The organism is Flavobacterium sp. ZE23DGlu08, assembly GCF_030505335.1.
GTDB classification, from domain to species: Bacteria; Bacteroidota; Bacteroidia; order Flavobacteriales; family Flavobacteriaceae; genus Flavobacterium; species Flavobacterium algoritolerans.
In genome coordinates, this window is sequence record NZ_CP130045.1 from 3,852,136 (window position 1) to 3,875,743 (window position 23,608).

The following is a 23,608-nucleotide window of genomic DNA, read 5'->3' on the forward strand; positions in this document are numbered from 1 at the left end:
ATTCTTTTATTCGGTCTTAAAGAAATAAGCAAGTAGAATATCAAGAGACTTTTGAAAACGATACAATTATTAAAACAAAAAATGAATACTATAATTCTTAAAACGGAACGATTAATACTAAGACCAATCACACTATTGGATTTGGATTATATTCACGTGTTGCATTCTTTGAAAGAAACGGATGAGTTCAATACGTTAGGAATTCCGGCAGCTATTGAAGAAACAAAACTACTTTTAGAAAAGTGGATTTTTGAAAACAATAAAGACCTTACGACCCATTTTACTTTTGCGGTCGAATTAAAAACCGGAAACCAAATTATAGGATTAATTGGAATCAATTTGGGCAAAGTGAAATATAAAAATGCCGAAGTTTGGTTTAAATTCCACAAAGACCATTGGAACAAAGGCTACGCTACAGAATCTTTAAAAGAAATACTCCGTTTTGGATTTGAGGAACTGAATTTGCATCGGATTGAAGCGGGCTGCGCGGTAGGAAATATTGGTTCCATTAGTGTTTTAGAAAAAACAGGAATGACAAGAGAAGCCCACACTCGAAAATTGTTGCCCTTGCCATCCGGCTGGTCCGATAATTACGGCTACGCTATTTTAGCAACTGATTAGCCATTTGTCCAATCTAAAAAAGCAATTTTTATATGAATCCCAGAATTGAAACGCTACCGGAAACAAAATTAATTGGCAAACGAATCACACTTTCGCTTTCCAATAATAAAACTGCGGAACTTTGGAAAAGTTTCATGCCAAGACGAAAAGAAATTAAAAATAATATTGGTACCGATTTGTATTCTATGCAAAAATACGATGCGTCGTATTTTAATACTTTTAACCCCAATACTGAATTCGAAAAATGGGCAGCCGTTGCTGTAACTGATTTTAATGAAATTCCAGAAGCCATGGAACCGATTACTTTGGCTGGAGGATTGTATGCGGTTTTTTTTCACAAAGGAGATGTATCGACCGCTTCAAACACATTTCAGTATATTTTTGGAAGCTGGTTGCCCAACTCTGGATACGTTTTGGATGACAGATTCCATTTTGAATTATTAGGGGAAAAATACAAGAATAACGATCCCAGTTCCGAAGAGGAAATTTGGATTCCAATCCAACTGAAATAATTTTCGAAATCAATTATCAAAAAGACAAATGGTATAAATGACAAAACCACTGCCGGTACAAAAAGCAGTGGTTTTGAAACAAACAGGAATCAATAATAATTAGTCAAGCAATCTCATTATTGCCAGCCACCACCAAGGGCTCTGTACAATTGAATTATTGCTTTATATTGTTGGAATTTATTGTCTATCAAACTTAGTTCCGCATTCAAAGCATTGTCTTTTACAGTCAAAACTTCTAAATAATTGGCTAAACCGTACGTCAACAATTCATCCGAATAATCAGTGGCTTTGTTCAAGGCATCGACTTGTTTTTCTCTAACGGTGAGTTTATATGTTTCATTATTGTATTGTGCCAATGCATCCGAAACTTCTTTTCCAGCAGTTAATAACGACTGCTCAAACTGAAGATAGGCTTTTTCCTGATTGGCTTTTGCAATTTCGAACCTCGTTTTAATTTGTCTTTGATTGAAAATAGGTTGCGTTAATCCCGTAACTACATTTGCAAAAATCGAATTGGCACTAAACCATTCTTTTAAATCAATACTCTGAAGTCCGCCTGTTGCAGTAAGTTTTAATGTTGGATAAAAATTACTTTTGGCAACATTAGTCTGTTCAAAATTTGAAATCAAGTTGTATTCAGCTGCAATCACGTCAGGTCTGTTTCTCAACAATGTCGCAGGAACGCCAAGTGTAATCGTTGGTTGTATGGATTGTGACTCAAATGTGCTTCTTTCGATTTTAGCGGAACCTTCACCCATAAGAATACTAATGGTATTTTCAAGAATGATAATGCTGTTTTTTAAATCGGCAATGATAATTTCAGTAGCATATTTTTGTGCTTCAGTTTGCTTCACGCCAACTTCTGTTACATTTCCTGCTTTTTTTAATGCAACAATAGTTTCAACACTTTGGTTTCTGTTAACCAATGTTTTCTCTGCTAATTTTATTTGTGCATCAACCGAAAGCAATTGATAATACGTAGCTGCAATGTTAGCAATCAATTGCGTTTTCACGGCTTGATTGGCAGCTGTTGTTTGTAGATAAGCAGCATTTACAGCACGCTTATTACTTCTTATTTTTCCCCAAATATCAGCTTCCCAAGAAAGACTTCCTGTAAATTGATATTGATCGGTACTTCTGTCTTGCAGCAATGCTCCAAACTGACTGTTCTTAGAAAGTTCTTGATGCGTCCAATCGGCACCTGCAGAAAGAGTAGGGAAGTATCCCGCTTTTCCTTGTTTCATGGTTGCTTCTGCCGCTGCAATATTTTGCATGGCAATTTTGATATCAAGGTTGTTTTCTAATCCTTTTTTGATGTATCCCTGCAAAATCGGATCTGTGAAAACATTGTTCCAAGCTACATTCGCAAGTGAAATGGTGTCGGTGGAAACCACTTCATTTCGATACAAATTTTCCGTTTTTAATTCCGGTCGTTTGTAATCTTTGGCAACAAAGCAAGACTGCATCAGTATTGCTGTAACTCCCAAGAGTGTGATTCTGTATATATTATTTTTCATTTTTTTCATCTAAAAGTGTAACATCTGATTCCTGATTTTCTACAGGAAGTGGTTTTGTAGAAATTTTTTCCTGTAGGGTTTGGAAAACGATAAACAATACCGGAATAACAAATACCCCAAAAATGGTTCCGATTAACATTCCGCCAATTGCTCCAGTTCCAATAGCATTGTTTCCAACAGCTCCAGCTCCTTTGGCTAACATTAAAGGCAATAATCCGAAGATAAATGCAAATGATGTCATCAAAATAGGACGTAAACGGGCAACAGCACCATGAATAGCAGCTTGCGTAATACTCATTCCTTTTTTCCTGGAATCTACAGAAAACTCGACTATCAAAATGGCATTTTTAGCAAGCAATCCGATAAGCATAATAAGTGTTATTTGTAAGTAAATGTTGTTACTCACATTGAATAAATAAGCAAATAGATAAGCTCCCGCTAAACCAATAGGCAATGAAATTAATACGGCAAAAGGCAACATATAACTTTCATATTGAGCAGCTAACAAGAAATATACAAAAACCAAGCACAATAAGAAAATATACAATGTCTGACCACCTGCACTAATTTCCTCACGAGTCATTCCTGAATACTCGTAACCATATCCAACAGGTAAGCTTTGACTTGCCACTTCTTCAACGGCTTTAATCGCATCACCAGAACTGAAACCTTCATTTGGTGCACCAGTGATTTTTACCGATGTAAATAAATTGAAACGTTCAATTGCCTGTGGGCCAAATACTTTTACTAAAGTCACAAATTGTGAAATAGGAGCCATCTGACCGGTATTATTTCTAACCAATACTTTATTTAATGATTCAGGATTACTTCTAAACTCTGGATCAGATTGGTAAACTACTCGATATTGTTTTCCAAATTTGTTAAAATTCGAGGCATAAACTCCACCATAATAGCCTTGCATGGTTCCTAAAATATCAGTTACTGTTAACCCTGATTTTTTTATGGCAGCAACATTCAAATCAATTCGGTATTGCGGGTAATTTGGAGAAAAAGAAGTAGCAGCATATTTGATTTCGGGACGGCTGTTTAAAGCGGCCAAAAATTTATTATTTACTTCACTTAACTCTTGGATAGAACCTCCTTTTTGATCTTGCAATTGAAATTCAAAACCATTGGTGAAACCAAAACCAACAAGAGTAGGACGAGCAAAATAAAGTACTTTCGCATCTTTAATTGCAGCTGTACGCTTAAATAATTCAGCTACAACAGCTGTTATTTCCTGATTGGCATCTTTACGTTCTGCCCAGGTTTTCAATTTTACAATGACCATTCCGTAGTTACTACCAGTACCACTTATCAAACTACGACCTGAAATACGAAGCACTTCTTTTATTTCAGGAATGTCTTTTACTTTATTTTCAATTTGCAACAATACTTCCTCTGTTCTTTCTAATGAAGTTCCGGGTGGAAGTGAAACATCCGAAAGAATGGCACCTGTATCTTCACCAGGAACAAATGCCTTTGGTGTAATATTTAATAACAAGATAAAAATCCCTGCAAAAACCGCAATTCCTAAAAAGGCTAACCATTTGCGTTTTATAAAAAACTCAACTGATCTTTTGTATTTGGCGGTTGTTGTTTCAAATCCAGCATTAAATGCAGTGTAAAAACGCTCCATAAAACCCTTTTTCTTGGAACTTTTATCGTGTTCTTTTAAGAAAATAGCACATAATGCAGGAGAAAGCGTTAAGGCGTTAATAGCTGATAATACAATTGAAACGGCTAAAGTTAATCCAAACTGTTTGTAGAAAACTCCTGCAGAACCACTGATAAATGATACAGGAATAAATACCGCCGACATAACAAGTGTAATGGAAATAATAGCACTACTTATATCTTGCATGGCACTGTGAGCCGCTTTTTTTGGATCGTGTTCTCCAGCTTCCATTTTGGCATGGACGGCTTCGACCACTACAATCGCATCATCAACCACAATTCCGACGGCAAGTACTAAGGCAAAAAGCGTTAATAAGTTAATGGTAAAGCCAAATAGACTTAGGAAAAAGAAAGTTCCCACAATAGCCACAGGTACAGAAATTGCAGGTATAAGAGTTGATCTCCAATCTTGTAAGAAGATAAAAACTACAATAAATACTAATAAAAAGGCTTCTATTAAGGTATGAATCACTTTTGTGATAGATTCATCTAAGAAGTCATTTGCATTAATTAATGTCGCGTATTTTACCCCTTTAGGGAAATTTACTTCTGCTTGATCCAATACTTTTAAGGATCCTTCAATTACTTCTTGTGCATTAGATCCTGCAGTTTGTGCAATAGCAATTGCAATAGATTTGTTCCCGTTTGTATAGGCATTACTGGCATAATTTACAGCTCCCAATTCAATTTTTGCAACATCACCTAGCTTAAGGATTTCTCCATTTTCGGTTGAACGAACAATAATTTCTTCAAACTCTTTTGCATTTTGTAAACGCCCTTTGTATTTTAATGTATATTGAAACGATTGGTCGCCACTTTCACCCAATTGACCCGGAGCTGCTTCAATATTTTGCTCAGCTAATAACGTTGTAATATCCGAAGGAACCAGTCCATAAGCTCCCATTACATCTGGCTTAAGCCAAATACGCATAGAGTAGTCTTTTTGACCAAAAATCATTGCTTCTCCAACTCCGGCTACACGTTTTATTTTTGGTAAAATATTGATGTTAGCATAATTTTGAAGAAAAACATCGTCATAATCAGGGTTTTCACTGTACAGTGATAAAATCAAAATATTATCACTTTGTCTCTTTGAAGTTGTAACACCGGCTCTTGTAACTTCTTGAGGCAATAAAGGTGTAGCACGTGATACACGATTTTGTACATTCACAGCTGCTAAATCAGGATTTGTACCTAATTTAAAGTATATATTAATGGAAGCAGAACCATCATTATTTGATGTAGAAGTCATATAAGTCATGTCTTCAACACCGTTGATTTGTTCTTCTAATGGAATTACTACCGAGTTCATTACAACTTCGGCACTTGCTCCTTGATAATTTGCTGATACAGTTACCGTAGGTGGCGCTATTTCTGGATATTGAGATACTGGAAGTGAGGTTAATCCTAAAACTCCCAAAATTACGATGATAATAGATACCACCGTTGACAATACCGGTCTGTCAATGAATTTTGAAAACATATTTTGTTATTTATTCAATAGTTAGTTTGTCAATTATTTTTTTGTTGGATTGATTATCGTATTAAAATCAACTACTTCAGGTTTAATAAGGGTTCCTTCAGTTACAATCCCAACTCCTTCAATAAGTATTTTATCGTTAATATTTAATCCGCTATCAACTACAAAAAATTTGCCTCCAGGAATTGCACGCACTTCAATTGGAACAGCTTTCACTTTGTTATCTTTATCCACAACAAGTGCCACACGCTTGTCTTGTAATTCTAATGAAGCATTTTGTGGGATAATAATAACATCTTCTAAATCTGTTGGGATTTGAATAGTTCCACTTCCTCCAGAACGCAATAATTTATTCCCGTTTGGAAAACTTGCCCTTACATTAAAGGAACCTGTTGCTGCATTGGCTTGTCCGCTAAAGGTTTCAATTTTACCCTTTTGTTCATATTGCATACCATTGCTCAAAACTAAGTTTACAGCTTTCATTTTGTTTATTTTTTCTTGAAAAGACTTTCCTTGAGCATGCATCATGATGTCCAATTGTTCTTTTTCATTTACTGAAAAATAGGCATAAATGGTACTCACATCTGAAATGCGAGTTAAAGGCTCGACTGTTTGACTGCTGACATAACTTCCCAGTCTTAAAGGTAAAGTTCCCACAATTCCATTAACCGGACTTTTTATGGTAGCATAATTAATTCTGGCAACGATACTTTGATAAGTACTTTTAGCGCTAGCTAAATTTGCTTTTGCAGTTTCTAATTGAACATCACTGATTATTTTTCTTTCTACCAAAGGGATTAAACGATTTACTTCCACTTGAGCAGCAGCAACTTTTGCTTTTGCAGCTCCAGCTTCTTGGGTTGCCGTTTGTGTCTCTAATTTAAAAAGCAATTGACCTTTTTTAACTTCTTGACCTTCTTGGACATATATTTTTTCAATATATCCATCTACTTTTGCGCGAATGTCAATATCTGTAACACCTTCTAAACTAGCAGGATATTCAGCTAATAAAGTGGTATTAGATGTTCCTATTTCGACAACTTTATAGGGCATTACAGGAGGAGCTGTTGGAGCGGTTTCTTTTTTACAGGAGAGCAAGCTTATTGATAACAAAATTGCACTTATAAAATATTTCTTTTTCATACGGGACTATTTTCTAAAATTGATTAATTATTATTTTAACTGTTATTTCTTTCTATTTCTTTGAATTTTTCGATTGTCTTAATTAAAAGTTCCTCTACTTCGCAAACGTGTGCCTTGTAGGCCTTGACATTTTCCATATTGCATCGTTCTTCAGTACACGAAATAGTTTGCTCTCTGTAAGAGATTAATTTGTCTATTATCTTTTTTTCAAAATCCAGGATTTTGATATAATTTGTTAATCTTTCACTGAATTGGGAAGGCTTAAAATATTTTTTTCGATCACCACATAAAGTGTAGTAATTTATTTTATCCATTTTTAGAAGCAGATTCAAGTTGGTTGAAATAGAGCTTTTACTGGCCCCAAGTTTTTCTACTATCTCTTCAAATGTTAACCCGGTTTTGCAACCATCAATTATTAGTAATCCTAAAATTCTGGAACCTAGTGGCGGTAAATTGTATAATAACTCAAAATGAATTCCGAACATCTCGATAAGTTCTTCTCTCTCTTTTTGTATTGCAGCCATGATTTTTTTTGCAAAATTAAAGTTAGTTCGTAATTTACCGAACTAAACGAACTTAAAATTATGTTAATTTTTTAAGAAAACGATTTCTTTGGAATTGTCAGCCTTTGGAATAAAAATCTAAAGTTTAACCATCAATTAGTTATATTTAAATTAAAAGTTAGTTCGTGAAAAAAAAATGCTTAATATTGAAAAGAGAACAATTATGCTATATTTATATTTTTTTAAACCAAATGAATTTAACTATGAAATCTAAAAACTTCAAGAACTCTTTTTTAATGATTGCCTTATTTTCTGCAACGGCAGCTATGGCGCAACACAAATATGTGAATACTCCACCTGAGGTTTCCCCAATGCCAATGAAACCCGAAATGACGGAAATTTGGGAACCGGAAGTAAAAGTAATAACGCCAGCTAAAACTCTTGGAAGTGCGCCTTCGGATGCGATTATTTTATTTGACGGTAAAAACTTAGACCAATGGGTAAGTCAAAAAGATGCAAGCAAACCTGCTGGATGGAAAATTGTTGACAAAGATTATATGGAAGTTGTTCCGGGTTCTGGAGCGATTCAAACTAAAATGGCTTTTGGTGATTGCCAGTTGCACTTGGAGTGGAGCGCACCGGATGTTGTTTTAGATGGAGGACAGGCTAGAGGAAATAGTGGTGTCTTTTTCCAAAACAGATACGAATTGCAAATATTGGATTCCTACAATAACAGAACATACAATAATGGTCAAGCCGGAAGTATTTATAAAGACCATCCACCATTGGTAAACGCTGTAAAAACGCCATTGGAATGGAATATTTATGATGTAATCTACACTGCACCAAGATTCAAAGCTGATGGCAAGATTGATGCTCCGGCGAGAATTACCGTATTTTTGAATGGTGTTTTGGTACAAAATAACACTACAATAAATGGGTTGACTCTTTATATTGGTTTGCATAATTATCCTTCATCTCATGGTGATGATGTTATTTCGCTTCAAGATCATGATTCTAAAAATCAATTCAGAAATATTTGGATTAGAAAACTTTAAAAAATTATACTAACGGAGCGCTTCAAACGCTCCGTTTTTTTTGGCTCCAAATCACAATTAGGAACAACTCTGTTTTGAAATCTAATTTACTTATATTTGTTGACCTTAAAAACAAACTTAATAGTGAGTCAAATCAATAAGCTTAAAATATTCAATGATCCCATTTATGGGTTTATTACCATTCCAAATGCCTTAATCTACGATTTAGTTCAGCATCCTTATTTTCAACGTTTGCGTCGAATTTCTCAAATGGGATTATCGTATTTAGTATATCCTGGCGCAAATCACACCCGTTTTCATCATGCTTTAGGTTGTATGCATTTGATGCAAAAAGCGGTAGATGTATTGCGTTTTAAAGGCGTTTTAATATCTCCCGAAGAAGAAAACGCATTATATATTGCTATTTTGTTGCATGATATAGGTCACGGACCGTTTTCACATGCTATGGAAAAAAGCATTGTTGAAGATGTACATCACGAAGAAATCTCTTTGCTATTTATGAACCAATTGAATGTAGAATTTAACGGTCAGTTAAGTTTGGCAATTCAGGTTTTTAAAGGGGAATACAACAGAAAATTTATGTTACAGTTGATTTCCAGTCAATTGGACATGGATCGAATGGATTATTTGAAACGCGATAGCTTTTATTCTGGAGTGGCAGAAGGAAATGTCAACTCGGAACGATTGATTCAAATGATGAATGTCGTGGACGATTATTTGGTAATTGAAGAAAAAGGAATTTACTCTGTAGAGAAATTTTTGATGTCCAGACGATTGATGTATTGGCAGGCGTATTTACACAAAACCAGTTTGGTAGCAGAGTTAATTTTGATGAAAATCTTAAAACGCGCCAAAGAATTGACTTTAAAAGGAGTGCAATTACCATGCAGCGAGCCTTTATTGTTTTTTATGCAAAACAAAGTAACCATAGATACTTTTGATGCTGAAACCTTGGATTTATTTGCTCAATTAGATGATTTTGATATTATTGGCGCATTAAAAGCTTGGCAAAAACAAGATGATTTTATATTATCATCTTTAAGCAAAATGATTGTCAATCGGGATTTATTAAAAATAAAACTAACTAGTGAAAAAGTAGCGATTGAAGAATTGCATCCACTAAAGGAGCGTTTTGCATTGGAAAATAATATTTCATTATTAGAAACCAATTATTTTATTTTTAAAGGCAAAATAAAAAATCAAGCGTATAGTAAAGAAGCCGAACCGATACGAATTTTGAAAAAAGACAGCACAATTGAGGACGTTATAGAATCTTCTGACCAGCTGAATTTAAAATCGTTATCTAAATTAGTGACTAAATATTATATCTGTTTCCCAAAACAACTGCTATAAAAAGGTCATTTAAAATCTATTTTTTTATATTTTTGTCGCAATGAAATTTACAGCAGAACAAATAGCGGGGATTTTAGAAGGTGAAGTTGTTGGGAATCCCATGGCGGAAGTTTTTAGATTGTCAAAAATCGAAGAAGGTAGTGAGGGATCGCTAACTTTTTTATCAAATCCTAAATATCTTAATTATATATATTCTACAAAAGCCTCAGTAACAATTGTTAATGACACTTTTGTGCCTGAATCACCTTTAACCACTACACTAATAAAAGTGGAAGATGCGTATGCCGCATTTTCTAAATTATTAGAGTTTTACAATCAGGTGAAATTGAATAAAAATGGAATTGAGCAACCTTCTTTCCTTTCAGAAAGTGTAAAATACGGAGATAAGTTATATCTTGGTAGCTTTAGTTATGTGGGTGAGAATGTAGTTTTGGGTGAAAATGTAAAAATATATCCTAATTGTTTCGTGGGGGATAATGTGGTAATAGGGGATAATGTAATATTGTTCGCTGGCGCAAAAATATATTCGGAGACTGTAATTGGGAATAATTGTACCATTCATTCCGGTGCTATAATAGGCGCTGATGGTTTTGGTTTTGCTCCCAATCCAGACGGAACCTACACTAAGATTCCGCAGATAGGTAATGTAATTATTGAAGATAATGTAGATATAGGCTCATGTACTACAATAGACAGAGCTACAATGGGGTCAACAATTATTAGAAAAGGAGTAAAGCTTGACAATCAAATTCAGATTGCCCATAATGTAGAAATTGGTGAAAACACCGTAATTGCTGCTCAAACAGGAGTTGCTGGTTCTACAAAAATTGGAAAAAGTGGAATGATTGGCGGACAAGTTGGAATCTCTGGACATTTAACCATTGGTAATAATGTTCGAATCCAAGCGCAATCAGGTGTGGGACGTAATATAAAAGATGATGAAATCTTGCAAGGAAGCCCTACATTTGGATACAATGATTTTAGTAAATCATATGTTCATTTTAAGAATTTGCCTAAAATTGTTGCAGAAATAGAAGAATTAAAAAAACAAATATTAAACCAAAAAAATGGAAACAATGGTTAAACAGAAGACCATCAAAACAGAAATTTCGCTAACTGGAGTTGGATTACACACAGGAAAAGAAGTAAAAATGACTTTTAAACCTGCTCCAGTAAATAATGGTTTTACTTTTGTTCGAGTAGATCTGGAAGGACAACCTATTATTGAAGCAGATGCTAATTATGTTGTAAACACGCAAAGAGGAACCAATTTAGAAAAATTAGGCGTAAAAATTCAGACACCTGAACATGTTTTAGCAGCACTAATTGGTTGCGATTTAGATAATGTAATCATCGAATTGAATGCTTCTGAACTTCCTATTATGGATGGTTCTTCAAAATATTTTGTTGAAGCGCTTGAAAAAGCAGAAATTGAAGAACAAAACGCTAAAAGAAATGTATATGTAGTAAAAGAAGTAATTTCTTTTACAGATGAAGCTTCTGGAAGTGAAATATTGGTAATGCCAAACGATCATTATTCAGTTACTGCAATGGTAGATTTTGGTACTAAAATACTTGGTACTCAAAATGCTACAATGAAAAGCATCTCAGATTTTAAAACGGAAATATCGGAGTCTAGAACCTTTAGTTTTTTACATGAATTAGAATCATTGTTAGAAAATGGTTTGATAAAAGGTGGCGATTTAAATAATGCTATTGTATACGTAGATAAAGAAATATCAGCAGCTACAATGGAAAATTTAAAAGTTGCTTTTGGAAAAGACGAAATTACAGTTAAACCAAATGGAATTTTAGACAATCTTACTTTGCATTATCCCAATGAAGCGGCAAGACACAAATTACTTGATGTAGTAGGTGATTTAGCTTTGATTGGAACAAGAATTCAAGGTAAAGTAATTGCTAATAAACCAGGACATTTTGTAAATACACAGTTTGCCAAAAAAATGGCAAAAATCATAAAAATCGAACAAAGGAATTATGTTCCTGTTTATGATTTACATCAGGAACCATTAATGGACATTCATAAAATTATGGCTGTTCTACCTCATAGACCACCGTTTTTATTGATTGACAGAATCATTGAAATGTCTGAAACCCATGTTGTGGGGATGAAAAATGTTACAATGAATGAGAATTTTTTTGTGGGACATTTTCCTGAAGCTCCAGTAATGCCGGGTGTTTTAATTGTTGAAGCAATGGCACAAACGGGTGGAATTCTAGTTTTAAGCACTGTTCCGGATCCTGAAAATTATTTGACTTATTTTATGAAAATAGATAATGTTAAATTCAAACATAAAGTATTGCCTGGTGATACCTTAATTTTTAAGTGTGATTTAATTACACCTATCAGAAGAGGGATTTGTCACATGCAAGCAAACGCTTACGCAAATGGAAAACTAGTTGCTGAAGCAGAATTAATGGCACAAATTGCTAAGAAACAGTAATTTTTTTGTTGATTTGGTTAATCGTGTATTCGGTTAATCGATTAAACAGTTAAACGATTAAACAAAGAATATGAATCAACCACTAGCCTATGTTCATCCAGGCGCCAAAATCGCCAAAAATGTTGTCATTGAACCATTTACAACCATTCACAATAATGTAGTTATTGGGGACGGAACTTGGATTGGTTCGAATGTTACCATAATGGAAGGCGCAAGAATTGGAAAAAATTGTAATATATTCCCTGGTGCAGTTATTTCGGCAGTTCCACAGGATTTAAAATTTGGTGGAGAAGATTCTTTAGCAATAATTGGAGACAATTGTACCATCAGAGAATGTGTAACTATCAATAGAGGAACAATTGCATCCGGACAAACTACTTTAGGGAATAATTGTTTGGTAATGGCAACTGCACACATTGCTCATGATTGTCATATTGGCGATAATGCAATTATTGTAAATGGAGTAGCTTTGGCAGGTCACGTTACTGTAGGTAAATTTGCGGTTATCGGTGGATTGGCAGCAATACATCAATTTATTCAAATTGGTGATCATGCCATGATATCAGGTGGATCTTTGGTAAGAAAAGATGTTCCTCCTTATACAAAAGCAGCAAAAGAACCGTTGTCGTATGTTGGAATTAACTCTGTTGGATTGAGAAGACGCGGTTTTACAACTGAAAAAATCAGAGAAATTCAAGATATTTATAGAATTCTATACCAAAAAAATTACAATACAACTCAAGCTTTGGGTATTATTGAAGCAGAGATGGAAGCGACACCGGAAAGAGATGAAATCATTGATTTTATTCGAAATTCATCAAGAGGAGTAATGAAAGGATATTCTGGAAACTACTAAAAAAAGTAGTTTTTAGTTACCAAAAAATAAAAATAGTAATAAAAATAAAAAAATAATGGCATCTACATCAGATATTAAAAACGGATTGTGTATTAAATACAACAACGATATTTACAAAATCATTGAATTTCTTCATGTAAAACCAGGAAAAGGTCCTGCTTTTGTTAGAACTAAACTTAGAAGTTTAACTAACGGGAAAGTTTTGGATAACACTTTTTCTGCGGGTCATAAAATTGAAGAAGTTAGAGTAGAAAACCATAAATTCCAGTTTTTGTACCCAGAAGGTGATCAATTTCATTTTATGAATACAGAGACTTTCGAACAAATTACTTTAAACAAAAACATTTTAGACTCACCAGATTTATTGAAAGAAGGAGAAAATGTAATGGTAAGCATCAATACTGAGACTGATTTACCGCTTTCAGTAGATATGCCAGCTTCAGTTATTCTTGAAGTGACATACGCTGAGCCAGGAATTAAAGGAAATACTGCTACAAATGCAACAAAATCAGCAACTGTTGAAACGGGTGCATCTGTAAATGTCCCTTTGTTTATTAATGAAGGAGATAAAATTAAAATTGATACTGCATCAGGTTCTTACATGGAACGAGTTAAAGAATAGTTTACAGTAATCAGTGTTCAGTAATCAGATATACTGGACACTGATTGCTGAACACTGAATACTAAATAAATGAAATTCCAAAAAGTTTACTCTTTAGAAGCAATTGCAAATATCATCGGCTGTGAATATGTTGGTGATAAAGATTTTCCAGTGACTGGAATGAATGAAATACATGTTGTTGAATCTGGAGATATTGTTTTTGTGGATCATCCTAAGTATTATGACAAGGCATTAAACTCTGCAGCGACTGTTGTTTTAATCAATAAAAATGTAGCTTGTCCAGATGGAAAAGCATTGTTGATTTCTGAAGATCCTTTTAGGGATTTTAATAAATTAACAAACTATTTCAAGCCATTTCAGTTTTCGAATGTTTCTATAGCTGCTTCAGCTTCAATAGGAGAAGGAACTGTAATACAGCCTAATACGTTTGTTGGAAATCATGTTGTTATTGGAAAGAATTGTTTGATTCATTCTAATGTTTCCATTTATGATTATACCGTAATAGGCGATAATGTAATGATTCATGCAGGAACTGTTCTTGGTGCTGATGCGTTTTATTATAAAAAACGTCCTGAAGGATATGATCAATTACTTTCCGGTGGAAGAGTAGTCATCAAAGATAATGTGGGAATAGGAGCGCTTTGTACAATTGACAAAGGTGTGACTGGCGATACAACTATTGGCGAAGGCACAAAAATTGACAATCAAGTACATGTTGGCCATGATACCGTTATTGGCAAAAAATGTTTAATTGCTTCACAAACCGGAATTGCGGGTTGTGTCATTATTGAAGACGAAGTTACTATTTGGGGACAAGTAGGAACCACAAGCGGAATCACAATAGGAGCGAAGGCAGTTATTCTTGGTCAAACCGGAGTTACAAAATCAGTTGAAGGAGGAAAGTCTTATTTTGGTACACCAATAGAAGAATCAAGAGAAAAATTGAAACAACTGGCTAATATCAAGAAGATACCAGAAATTCTTAATAAACTAAAGTAATATGTCTGCTAAAGAAATCGTTCAGAAATTTTACAAATCAGATGCTCTTATTGACAGCGAAGTCATAAAAGATTTTTTGCATCCTGAAGTTATTGTTGAATGGAACAGCAGTAAGGGATTGGTTCAATTGGATTATAATTCTTTATTGAGTCTGTCTAATGATTTGAGTAAAGCCTACGTTCGTTCAAAGGTTAGAATTAGCCATATTGTAAGTGAAAATGATACCATTTCGGTGCGTTATTCTCATTTTGTGAAAACGATTGAGAATCCTAGAGAAGAAATGTTATTGGCGCATTTTATGGTTATTTGGCAAATAAAAGACAATAAACTATTTCGAGGGTATCAAATGAGTCAATTATCATAATTTAGTGTCAAAAAACTGAATACTGAATACTGATTACTGATTACTATTTTATACTTTTGCATAACAATTTTAAAAACTACATAAAAAATATATCATGAGTGTTTTAGTTAATAAAGATTCCAAAATAATTGTTCAAGGTTTTACAGGAAGCGAAGGAACTTTCCATGCTTCTCAAATGATTGAGTACGGTACTAACGTTGTTGGTGGTGTAACTCCAGGAAAAGGGGGAACTACTCACTTAGACAGACCAGTTTTCAATACTGTAAAAGATGCTGTAGAACAAGCAGGAGCTGATACAACTATCATTTTTGTTCCGCCGGCTTTTGCTGCTGATGCAATTATGGAAGCTGCAGATGCTGGAATTAAAGTAATTATTGCAATTACTGAAGGAATTCCTGTTGCTGACATGATAAAAGCAAATAGTTATGTTAAAGAAAGAAATTCTAGATTAATAGGTCCTAACTGTCCAGGTGTAATTACTCCGGGTGAAGCTAAAGTTGGTATTATGCCAGGTTTTGTTTTCAAAAAAGGAACTGTTGGTATTGTTTCTAAATCTGGAACATTAACGTACGAAGCAGCTGACCAAGTAGTAAAACAAGGATTAGGAATCACTACTGCAATTGGTATTGGTGGAGACCCAATCATTGGAACAACTACAAAAGAAGCAGTTGAATTATTGATGAATGACCCAGAAACAGAATGTATCGTAATGATAGGTGAAATAGGTGGACAATTAGAAGCTGATGCTGCTCATTGGATCAAAGCGGATGGTAACCGTAAGCCAGTTGTAGGTTTCATTGCAGGAGTTACTGCTCCTCCGGGACGTACAATGGGACATGCAGGTGCTATCGTTGGTGGATCTGACGATACTGCTGAAGCTAAAAAACAAATCATGAGAGAATGTGGAATTCACGTGGTAGATTCTCCAGCTGAAATTGGTAAAAAAGTAAAAGAAGTTTTAGGTTAATCTAAACTCTAATTAAATATTTTAAAAGCCTCACAATTTGTGGGGCTTTTTTATTATAAATTGAATTAAAGAAATATCTTTGCACTTTATTAAATGCATCTGTTTTTAAGATGTAATCCTAATAAGAACAAACATAAACGATTGGTTTCTAATGGACCTCACGATTTTGTGGGGTATTTTTTTGTCGAAGCCAGTTCAAATAAAAATAAAATAATATGTACAAAGAGTTAAAAAAATTCAAAGTTAGCAATCAGTTTTCATTTACTACAGAAGATAGTTTAGCAGAAGTTTGCAATGCATCAGAAGGATCTGGAGTATTTTTAGTGTATTCAGTAGGAGATGAAAAAGAGTTAATTATGGTTGGTTCTACAGGAACTGTTCAAAACAACGGAACTTTGAAAATTAAAAATGGTGGTTTAAAAGACAAAATTGTTGAAGGACACCAATTTGCTAAAACTGGAAGAAAATATTCTTGGCCTGCACAAATGAAAATCGAAGATATCAGTACACTAGAAGTGGTTTGGTATGAGACATTCAACGATAAAACTAAAGTGATTCCAACATTTGTAGAAGGACAAGTTTTACAAAACTTCCTTGACGAAAATGGAAGACTGCCAAAATGGAATGTAGCTTTTTAATTATTTAAAGTCTGCCTTTCAACATCTTAATTATAATCGCGCTACATTTTCATGTGGCGCTTTTTTTTGAATTATCTTTTTTTGGAATAAAATTAGGCTAATTTCATAAATAATTAATTACTTTTGCACCCGTTATCACGAATCCTTCAATAGGATAGCAACCTGCAACAACAAGCAAGGTGCTAAAACGATAAGCCAAATCCTTTGGAAAAAATGTTGTTTACATTCCCATATTTAGCTTTGTTTTTCGTCATAATTTTTAATTTTAAATTATTTTTATGACTTTATTTTCAAAAGAAAAAGGAAATGCCTTTGCCTTGATTCCTTTATTGGTTTTTATTTTTACTTTTTTAGGAGCAGGAATTGTTCTGAATGATTTTTATGCTTTTCCATCGCCAGTGGCAGTTGTAGTTGGTATCATAGCAGCCTTTTTACTTTTCAAATCCACTACTGATGAAAAAGTTGCTACATTGTTTGCAGGATGTGGTGAAAGTAAAATCATGACCATGTGTTTAATTTATTTGCTAGCAGGAGCCTTCGCAGTAGTAAGTAAAGCGATGGGTGGAGTTGATGCTGTCGTGAATCTTGGAATAAATACTATTGATGTTGCTTATTTTCCTTTAGGAATTTTCTTGATTGCTTCTTTTTTATCAACTGCTACAGGAACATCAGTGGGTGCAATTGTAGCTATTGGCCCGATAGCTGTCGCTTTAGCTGATAAAAGCGGTGCTTCATTACCTTTAATTTCAGGCGCTTTATTAGGTGGCTCTATGTTAGGAGATAATCTTTCGATGATTTCTGATACTACTATCGCAGCAACGCAGTCATTGGGATGTGATCTAAAGGACAAGTTTAAGATTAACTTATTTATTGCCTTTCCTGCTGCAATTTTGACTATTATGGTTTTCTTTTATCTTGGTTTAAACTCGGATATTGTGACTGTTGCCATTGCAAAAAATGATTTTTCCTGGATTGCAATTGTCCCTTATATATTAGTAATAGTATTGGCGGTAGTAGGTGTTAATGTATTTTCAACATTACTTATTGGAACTTTATTGGCAGGAATCATAGGTTATTTTAGTGGTTCGTTTACGTTAATGGAGTTCACTCAAAAGATATATGAAGGCTTTACCAGTATGACTGATATTTTCTTATTATCAATGCTTACTGGAGGTTTAGCAGCTATGGTAGATAAAGCGGGTGGAATAACGTATTTATTAGTTCAAATTAAAAAAAGAATTAAAAGTAAAAAATCAGCTCAAGCGGGAATTGGTGCTTTAGTGGGTTTTGCTAATTTAGCAATAGCGAACAACACGGTTTCTATTGTAATTACAGGACCTATTGCCAAAGAAATTAATGATGAATATGAATTGAATCCTAGAAAAACGGCTGCAATTCTGGATATTTTTTCGTGTATAATTCAAGGAGTTTTACCGTATGGCGCTCAAGTATTGCTTATATTGAGCTACACTAATGGAAAATTAGATTTCTTTGACTTAATTAGTAATGCTTGGTACCATTTATTTTTACTAATTTTCACATTGGTGGCTATTTATATTTCGTTTTGGGACAAATGGACAAAGCGATTCTTTAAAATTTAAGAATTGAATTTTTGACTGTAATTGCTTTTGAATTTTTTTTAAAAAGGGAATTATTATATATTTGACGGGTGTAAGATAGCCCTGATAGTAGTGAAAATCCTTTTATGTGAACGTTAGTGTTCATAAAAGATTGAAGCGGATAGCAGGATTAGCTTCAAATAAAATTTAAACTAATTTTTGAATATGAAATTACTAGAAGGAAAAGTTGCCATAATTACAGGTGCAAGTCGCGGAATTGGAAAAGGAATTGCAGAAGTTTTTGCAAAACATGGTGCAAATGTTGCATTTACATACAGTTCGTCAGTGGAATCAGCTTTGGCTCTTGAAAATGAATTGAACGCTTTAGGAATTAAAGCTAAAGGATATCAATCTAACGCAGCCGATTTTAATGAAGCGCAAACTTTTGTAGATGCAGTTTTGGCTGAATTTGGAACGGTTGATATTTTAATTAATAACGCTGGGATAACTAAAGACAACCTTTTGATGCGTATGTCCGAAGAAGATTTTGACAAAGTGATGGATGTCAATTTGAAATCAGTTTTTAATATGACTAAAGCAATTCAACGTACTTTCTTGAAACAACGTTCTGGTTCTATAATCAATATGAGTTCAGTTGTAGGAGTGAAAGGAAATGCAGGACAAACTAATTATGCTGCTTCAAAAGCGGGAGTTATTGGTTTTTCTAAATCAGTGGCGTTGGAATTAGGATCACGTAATATTCGTTGTAATGTAATTGCTCCTGGATTCATCGAAACAGAAATGACGGCTAAATTAAACGAAGATGTTGTAAAAGGATGGAGAGACGGAATCCCTTTGAAACGTGGCGGAACGACTGAGGACGTTGCTAATGCATGTCTTTTCTTCGCGTCTGATATGAGTGCGTATGTAACTGGACAGGTTATGAATGTTTGTGGAGGAATGCTTACCTAAAATAATTATAAATTATAAATGATGAATTTTAAATGATGTGAAAATTTAAAGTTTAAAATTCATCATTTAAAATAAAAAAAGAATGACAACAACAACCGTTCTATTACTACTACTTTCTTTATTAATAGCTGGCGGTTTGTCATTTTTTCAATATATCTACAAAGCCAAAAACAAATCGAAAGTCGGTTGGTTTTTGGCTTTTTTGCGTTTTTCATCCATTTTTGGAATTTTATTATTGTTGATTAATCCAATACTAACCAAAAATACGCTGGAAACGGTAAAAACCCCTTTGCCGATAATTGTTGATAATTCGAGTTCTATTTCTTTTTTGAATGCCAATGAAAAAGCATTGGAATTGTATAAAAAGATACAATCAAACTCAGATTTACAAGAAAAATTCGATGTGCAATCGTATCAGTTTTCAGATGATTTTGAACCGACTGAAACATTTGATTTTAAAGGAACTCAAACTAATATTGATGTTGTTGCCAAAAATCTAAAAAGCATTTATAAAAATGCAATCTATCCAACAGTTTTAATTACGGATGGAAACCAAACTTCGGGAAATGATTATGTTTTTAGTTTTGATACTGCAAATAAAATATATCCTGTAATCGTTGGCGATACAACAACTTTCTTAGATTTTAAAATCAATCAACTGAATGTTAATAAATATGCTTTTCATAAGAATAAATTTCCTGTAGAAGCTTTTTTACAGTATTCAGGAACTAAAAGCATAACGGCCGATTTTATTATTTCACAAGGAAATTCGATATTCAGCAAACAATCGATTGCCTTTTCTCCTTCCAAAAAAACGGCAACTGTAAGCATACTTTTACCAGCTGATAAAATAGGATTACAGATTTTTAAAGCTACTATTTCATCTAAAGAAAAAGAAAAAAACACCTATAATAACACCAAGAATTTTGCGGTTGAAGTTATTGACCAAAAAACAAATATTGCTATAGTATCAGCTATAACTCATCCTGATTTAGGCTCACTAAAAAGAGCCATTGAATCAAATGTACAACGTAAAATAACTATCGTTAAGCCTAATGATATTAAGACGTTACAAGATTTTAATGTTTTGATTTTATACCAGCCAACAGCCGAATTTAAAAATATTTTTGAGAGTAATAAAGGTGCTGGAATCAATACGTTTATCATTACTGGTAACAACACCGATTTTAATTTTCTGAATCAGCAACAGGATAATTTGAACTTTAAAATGAGCGGACAAAAAGAAGATTATTTGTCGGTTTTTAATGCGCAGTTTAATTTGTTTGCGGTTGATAATATTGGGTTTGAAAATTTACCGCCTTTGCAAAATGCTTTTGGAACCGTAACTACAAAAGGAGCGGTGTCCGTTTTGCTTTCATCCAAAATTAGAGTAATAGAGACTAATTCACCTTTACTGGCTTTCACAGAAAATCAAGGCAGGCGAGCCGCTTATCTCTTGGGAGAAAACAGCTGGAAATGGCGTTTGCAAACACATGTCAACAATCAATCATTTGAAAAATATGATGTTTTCATGGATAAGATTATTCAATTTTTGGCTTCTAATAATTCTAAAAAATCATTAGTGGTAGAACATGAAAGTTTCTATAATTCCGGCGAAGCCATTGAAATAACCGCGCAATATTTCAATAAGAATTATGAGTTTGATGAAAAAGCACGTTTGACTATTGCGGTAACGAATACCAAAACGAAACAAACAAAAAATTACGATTTATTAAAAGGAAATAATTCCTATAAAGTCAATCTTGACGGGCTTAAAGCGGGACCTTACGCGTTTACGGTAAAAGAATTGAATTCTAAAACGACGTATTCCAGTAGTTTTGAAATTCTTGATTTTGATATCGAAAAGCAATTTGTCAATCCAGATGTGGAGAAATTGACACAATTGGCTACGCAAACACAAGGGAAAGCGTATTTTTCGGACCAAGTAGATATGTTGATTAAAACGCTTTTGAAAAATGAGGAATATAAGGCGATACAAAAGAATATTGTTACCAAAACACCTTTGATTGATTGGATTTGGTTACTGGTTTTAATTTCAATTTTGTTGGCAACCGAATGGTTTGTTCGAAAATACAACGGATTACTGTAATAAAATACAATTAAACATCATGGATTTTAGACTAAAAGTATTCTATACCGTTGCCAATCGGTTGAGTTTCACAAAAGCTGCAACTGAATTGTTTATTACGCAACCTGCGATTTCAAAGCATATTCAAGAATTAGAGGAACAATATAAAATCAAATTGTTTGACAGAAACGGTTCTAAAATCTCACTGACAGCTGCAGGTGAAGTCTTACTGAAGCATACCAAAAGTATTTTTGAAATATACCGTGAAATAGATTTTGATATGAGTACGCTGATAAATCAACGTTCCGGACTGTTACGATTAGGAGCCAGTACGACAATTTCTCAGTATATAATTCCACCACTTTTAGCTCGTTTTCATCAAAAATTACAAGATGTAAAAGTGAGTTTACTAAATGGAAATACGGAACAAATAGAAAATGCTTTATTAAAACAGGAAATCGAAATAGGAATTGTTGAAGGACAATCAAAAAATAAGTCTATTAAATATACGGAGTTTTTAAAGGACAAATTGGTTTTAGTCTGTAAGAGTTCCAATCCGTTAGTAAGTCGTGATGAAGTGACCCAGGAAGATCTTAAAAGGATGCATTTTTTAATGCGGGAACAAGGTTCAGGAACACTTGAAGTTATTGAACATGCTTTAAAACCATTTGAAATTAAATTATCAGAATTAAAAATCGAAATGCAATTAGGAAGTACCGAAAGCATAAAATCCTATTTAATGAACTCTGATTGTGTGGCTTTTATATCGATTCATGCCATAAAAAAAGAACTTCAAAACAATGAATTGGCCATCTTAGATATTAAAGATCTTATTATAGAACGTTTCTTTTACGTTATTACGTTACAAGGAAAAACGGATTCGTTATCCGATTTGTTTATCCAGAACATTTCGAATCATTATAATTTAAAGTTATAGGAGATTATAATTTGCGATTGGTATAAATAGATTTATCTATCCACCTTTGTACAGTAATAATTCAACAACTTTACATTGGAAACGCATCAAAAACTTATTCAAAAAGAGTCTTTTATTTTTTTTAAAGTAAACACTAAATTGCAACAACTCATTTTTGTTGCATTGCTATTGTTTTGCACTACCATTTTTGTTTCTCCGCCAATTGCTTTAGTATTAGGATTGATTGTAGCCAACCTTTTTGGACATCCTTTTTTAGAATTGAATCATAAAGCCACTAATTATCTGTTGCAGTTTTCGGTAGTTGGTTTAGGATTTGGAATGAATGTCCACAGTGCAGTTTCTGCTGGTAAAGAAGGCTTTTTGTTTACGATTATTTCTATTGTGAGCACTTTAGTTTTAGGAACTTTTTTAGGGAAATGGTTGAAAACGGAGAAGAAAACCTCTCATTTAATTTCATGCGGAACTGCAATTTGCGGAGGAAGCGCCATAGCCGCGATTGCCCCAGTAATCAAATCCAATGAAAAACAAACCTCTGTTGCTTTGGGAGTGATATTCATTCTGAATTCGGTGGCGCTGTTTTTATTTCCAGCGGTGGGTGATTGGTTGGATTTATCACAAAAAGAATTTGGATTATGGTGCGCCATTGCCATTCATGATACCAGTTCTGTGGTGGGAGCAGCCAGTAAATATGGTCCCGAAGCATTACAAATTGCCACAACAGTAAAATTAGCCCGAGCTTTGTGGATTATTCCTGTAGCATTGATTACAGCATTTATTTTCAAAAATAAATCGGGGAAAATAAAAATCCCATATTTTATTGGACTGTTTATTTTGGCCATGATTGCCAATACGTATCTGCCTCAAATGAAGAGCATAGGACCGCATTTTGTTTCAGTTGCCAAAATAGGTCTGACGGTAACTTTGTTTTTAATTGGAGCCGGATTGAATAGAACTGTTCTGAAATCAGTGGGATTAAAACCGCTGGCTCAAGGAATTTTACTTTGGGGCTTCATTGCAACCGCTACTTTGATTTCGATTATTTATTTAAAATAGTTTTATGATGAAAGGTTTTTCGTTTGATAACATGAAATTCAAATCGGAAAGTATCATTAAAAATTGCTGTAACAAAACTATGGCGTAGATAAACGTAAATCATGAAAACGGCTCTTTTTCCTTACTATCGAAACATATTTGTAAGTTTTCTTTTTTAATTAACAGAATCTTAAAGCCAATTTTTTCTAATAACGATTTAAAGAAATACATTTGCATTTCAAAA

Annotated in this window: 21 protein-coding genes and 1 riboswitch; of the genes, 17 read left to right on the plus strand and 4 right to left on the minus strand. The window is 33.8% G+C overall.

The window, feature by feature from the left end; all coding sequences use genetic code 11:
- Positions 1-81 precede the first annotated feature (81 nt).
- Positions 82-621: a GNAT family N-acetyltransferase gene (locus tag Q1W72_RS16845; protein ID WP_302136604.1), complete on the plus strand. Its 540-nt coding sequence runs from the start codon at positions 82-84 to the stop codon at positions 619-621.
- Positions 622-653: 32 nt separating this feature from the next.
- On the plus strand, positions 654-1,133 hold the full coding sequence (locus Q1W72_RS16850) for a GyrI-like domain-containing protein (protein ID WP_302136606.1): 480 nt from the start codon (positions 654-656) through the stop codon (positions 1,131-1,133).
- Between the two features lie 116 nt (positions 1,134-1,249).
- Here Q1W72_RS16850 and Q1W72_RS16855 read toward each other — a convergent pair whose 3' ends face one another.
- Genes Q1W72_RS16855 through Q1W72_RS16870 form a run of 4 tightly spaced genes read right to left on the minus strand, consistent with a single transcriptional unit; the run spans position 1,250 to position 7,474 of the window.
- On the minus strand, positions 1,250-2,650 hold the full coding sequence (locus tag Q1W72_RS16855) for an efflux transporter outer membrane subunit (protein ID WP_302136608.1): 1,401 nt from the start codon (positions 2,648-2,650) through the stop codon (positions 1,250-1,252).
- Complete coding sequence (locus Q1W72_RS16860; RefSeq protein ID WP_099715478.1) at positions 2,640-5,810, minus strand: efflux RND transporter permease subunit; 3,171 nt, start codon at positions 5,808-5,810, stop codon at positions 2,640-2,642. Before Q1W72_RS16860 ends, Q1W72_RS16855 begins: the two co-directional genes overlap by 11 nt.
- Positions 5,811-5,843: 33 nt before the next feature.
- Positions 5,844-6,950, minus strand: coding sequence for an efflux RND transporter periplasmic adaptor subunit (locus tag Q1W72_RS16865; RefSeq protein ID WP_099715479.1), 1,107 nt, complete (start codon positions 6,948-6,950; stop codon positions 5,844-5,846).
- A 35-nt stretch (positions 6,951-6,985) separates the two neighbouring features.
- Positions 6,986-7,474 (minus strand): GbsR/MarR family transcriptional regulator, encoded by a 489-nt coding sequence (locus Q1W72_RS16870; RefSeq protein ID WP_099715480.1) that lies wholly within the window; start codon positions 7,472-7,474, stop codon positions 6,986-6,988.
- Positions 7,475-7,716: 242 nt separating this feature from the next.
- Between Q1W72_RS16870 and Q1W72_RS16875 the strand changes: the two genes are divergently transcribed.
- From Q1W72_RS16875 to Q1W72_RS16945, 15 genes are all read left to right on the plus strand, one after another.
- Complete coding sequence (locus Q1W72_RS16875; protein ID WP_099715481.1) at positions 7,717-8,511, plus strand: DUF1080 domain-containing protein; 795 nt, start codon at positions 7,717-7,719, stop codon at positions 8,509-8,511.
- Between the two features lie 123 nt (positions 8,512-8,634).
- Entirely contained in the window at positions 8,635-9,864 is a 1,230-nt protein-coding gene (locus Q1W72_RS16880) for an HD domain-containing protein (protein ID WP_099716332.1), read from the plus strand.
- A gap of 40 nt (positions 9,865-9,904) precedes the next feature.
- Positions 9,905-10,948, plus strand: a complete 1,044-nt coding sequence (gene lpxD, locus Q1W72_RS16885; RefSeq protein WP_302136612.1) for a UDP-3-O-(3-hydroxymyristoyl)glucosamine N-acyltransferase — start codon at positions 9,905-9,907, stop codon at positions 10,946-10,948.
- Positions 10,941-12,329, plus strand: coding sequence for a bifunctional UDP-3-O-[3-hydroxymyristoyl] N-acetylglucosamine deacetylase/3-hydroxyacyl-ACP dehydratase (locus Q1W72_RS16890; RefSeq protein ID WP_099716333.1), 1,389 nt, complete (start codon positions 10,941-10,943; stop codon positions 12,327-12,329). The genes lpxD and Q1W72_RS16890 overlap by 8 nt, the downstream gene beginning before the upstream one ends.
- Before the next feature lie 70 nt (positions 12,330-12,399).
- Positions 12,400-13,185, plus strand: a complete 786-nt coding sequence (lpxA, locus tag Q1W72_RS16895; protein ID WP_099715483.1) for an acyl-ACP--UDP-N-acetylglucosamine O-acyltransferase — start codon at positions 12,400-12,402, stop codon at positions 13,183-13,185.
- A 55-nt stretch (positions 13,186-13,240) separates the two neighbouring features.
- Positions 13,241-13,807 carry an elongation factor P gene (gene efp / locus Q1W72_RS16900; protein WP_099715484.1) on the plus strand — a complete coding sequence of 189 codons (567 nt, stop codon included), beginning with the start codon at positions 13,241-13,243 and terminating at the stop codon, positions 13,805-13,807.
- 69 nt (positions 13,808-13,876) lie between these two features.
- The gene (locus tag Q1W72_RS16905) at positions 13,877-14,806 is read left to right on the plus strand and encodes a UDP-3-O-(3-hydroxymyristoyl)glucosamine N-acyltransferase (protein WP_099715485.1); all 930 of its coding nucleotides are present in this window, start codon (positions 13,877-13,879) and stop codon (positions 14,804-14,806) included.
- A 1-nt stretch (position 14,807) separates the two neighbouring features.
- On the plus strand, positions 14,808-15,170 hold the full coding sequence (locus Q1W72_RS16910) for a hypothetical protein (RefSeq protein ID WP_099715486.1): 363 nt from the start codon (positions 14,808-14,810) through the stop codon (positions 15,168-15,170).
- 94 nt (positions 15,171-15,264) lie between these two features.
- The gene (gene sucD, locus Q1W72_RS16915) at positions 15,265-16,137 is read left to right on the plus strand and encodes a succinate--CoA ligase subunit alpha (protein WP_282712933.1); all 873 of its coding nucleotides are present in this window, start codon (positions 15,265-15,267) and stop codon (positions 16,135-16,137) included.
- Positions 16,138-16,352: 215 nt separating this feature from the next.
- Positions 16,353-16,775 carry a hypothetical protein gene (locus Q1W72_RS16920; RefSeq protein ID WP_121342069.1) on the plus strand — a complete coding sequence of 141 codons (423 nt, stop codon included), beginning with the start codon at positions 16,353-16,355 and terminating at the stop codon, positions 16,773-16,775.
- Between the two features lie 127 nt (positions 16,776-16,902).
- Positions 16,903-16,999, plus strand: a riboswitch (SAM-I-IV-variant riboswitch).
- 54 nt (positions 17,000-17,053) lie between these two features.
- Positions 17,054-18,376 (plus strand): Na+/H+ antiporter NhaC family protein, encoded by a 1,323-nt coding sequence (locus Q1W72_RS16925; RefSeq protein WP_302136617.1) that lies wholly within the window; start codon positions 17,054-17,056, stop codon positions 18,374-18,376.
- 183 nt (positions 18,377-18,559) lie between these two features.
- Positions 18,560-19,306, plus strand: a complete 747-nt coding sequence (gene fabG, locus Q1W72_RS16930; protein WP_099715489.1) for a 3-oxoacyl-[acyl-carrier-protein] reductase — start codon at positions 18,560-18,562, stop codon at positions 19,304-19,306.
- Between the two features lie 82 nt (positions 19,307-19,388).
- Positions 19,389-21,416: a hypothetical protein gene (locus Q1W72_RS16935; RefSeq protein ID WP_302136619.1), complete on the plus strand. Its 2,028-nt coding sequence runs from the start codon at positions 19,389-19,391 to the stop codon at positions 21,414-21,416.
- A 19-nt stretch (positions 21,417-21,435) separates the two neighbouring features.
- Positions 21,436-22,332, plus strand: a complete 897-nt coding sequence (locus Q1W72_RS16940; RefSeq protein ID WP_302136621.1) for a LysR family transcriptional regulator — start codon at positions 21,436-21,438, stop codon at positions 22,330-22,332.
- A gap of 75 nt (positions 22,333-22,407) precedes the next feature.
- The gene (locus Q1W72_RS16945; RefSeq protein ID WP_302136623.1) at positions 22,408-23,385 is read left to right on the plus strand and encodes a YeiH family protein; all 978 of its coding nucleotides are present in this window, start codon (positions 22,408-22,410) and stop codon (positions 23,383-23,385) included.
- Positions 23,386-23,608: the final 223 nt, after the last annotated feature.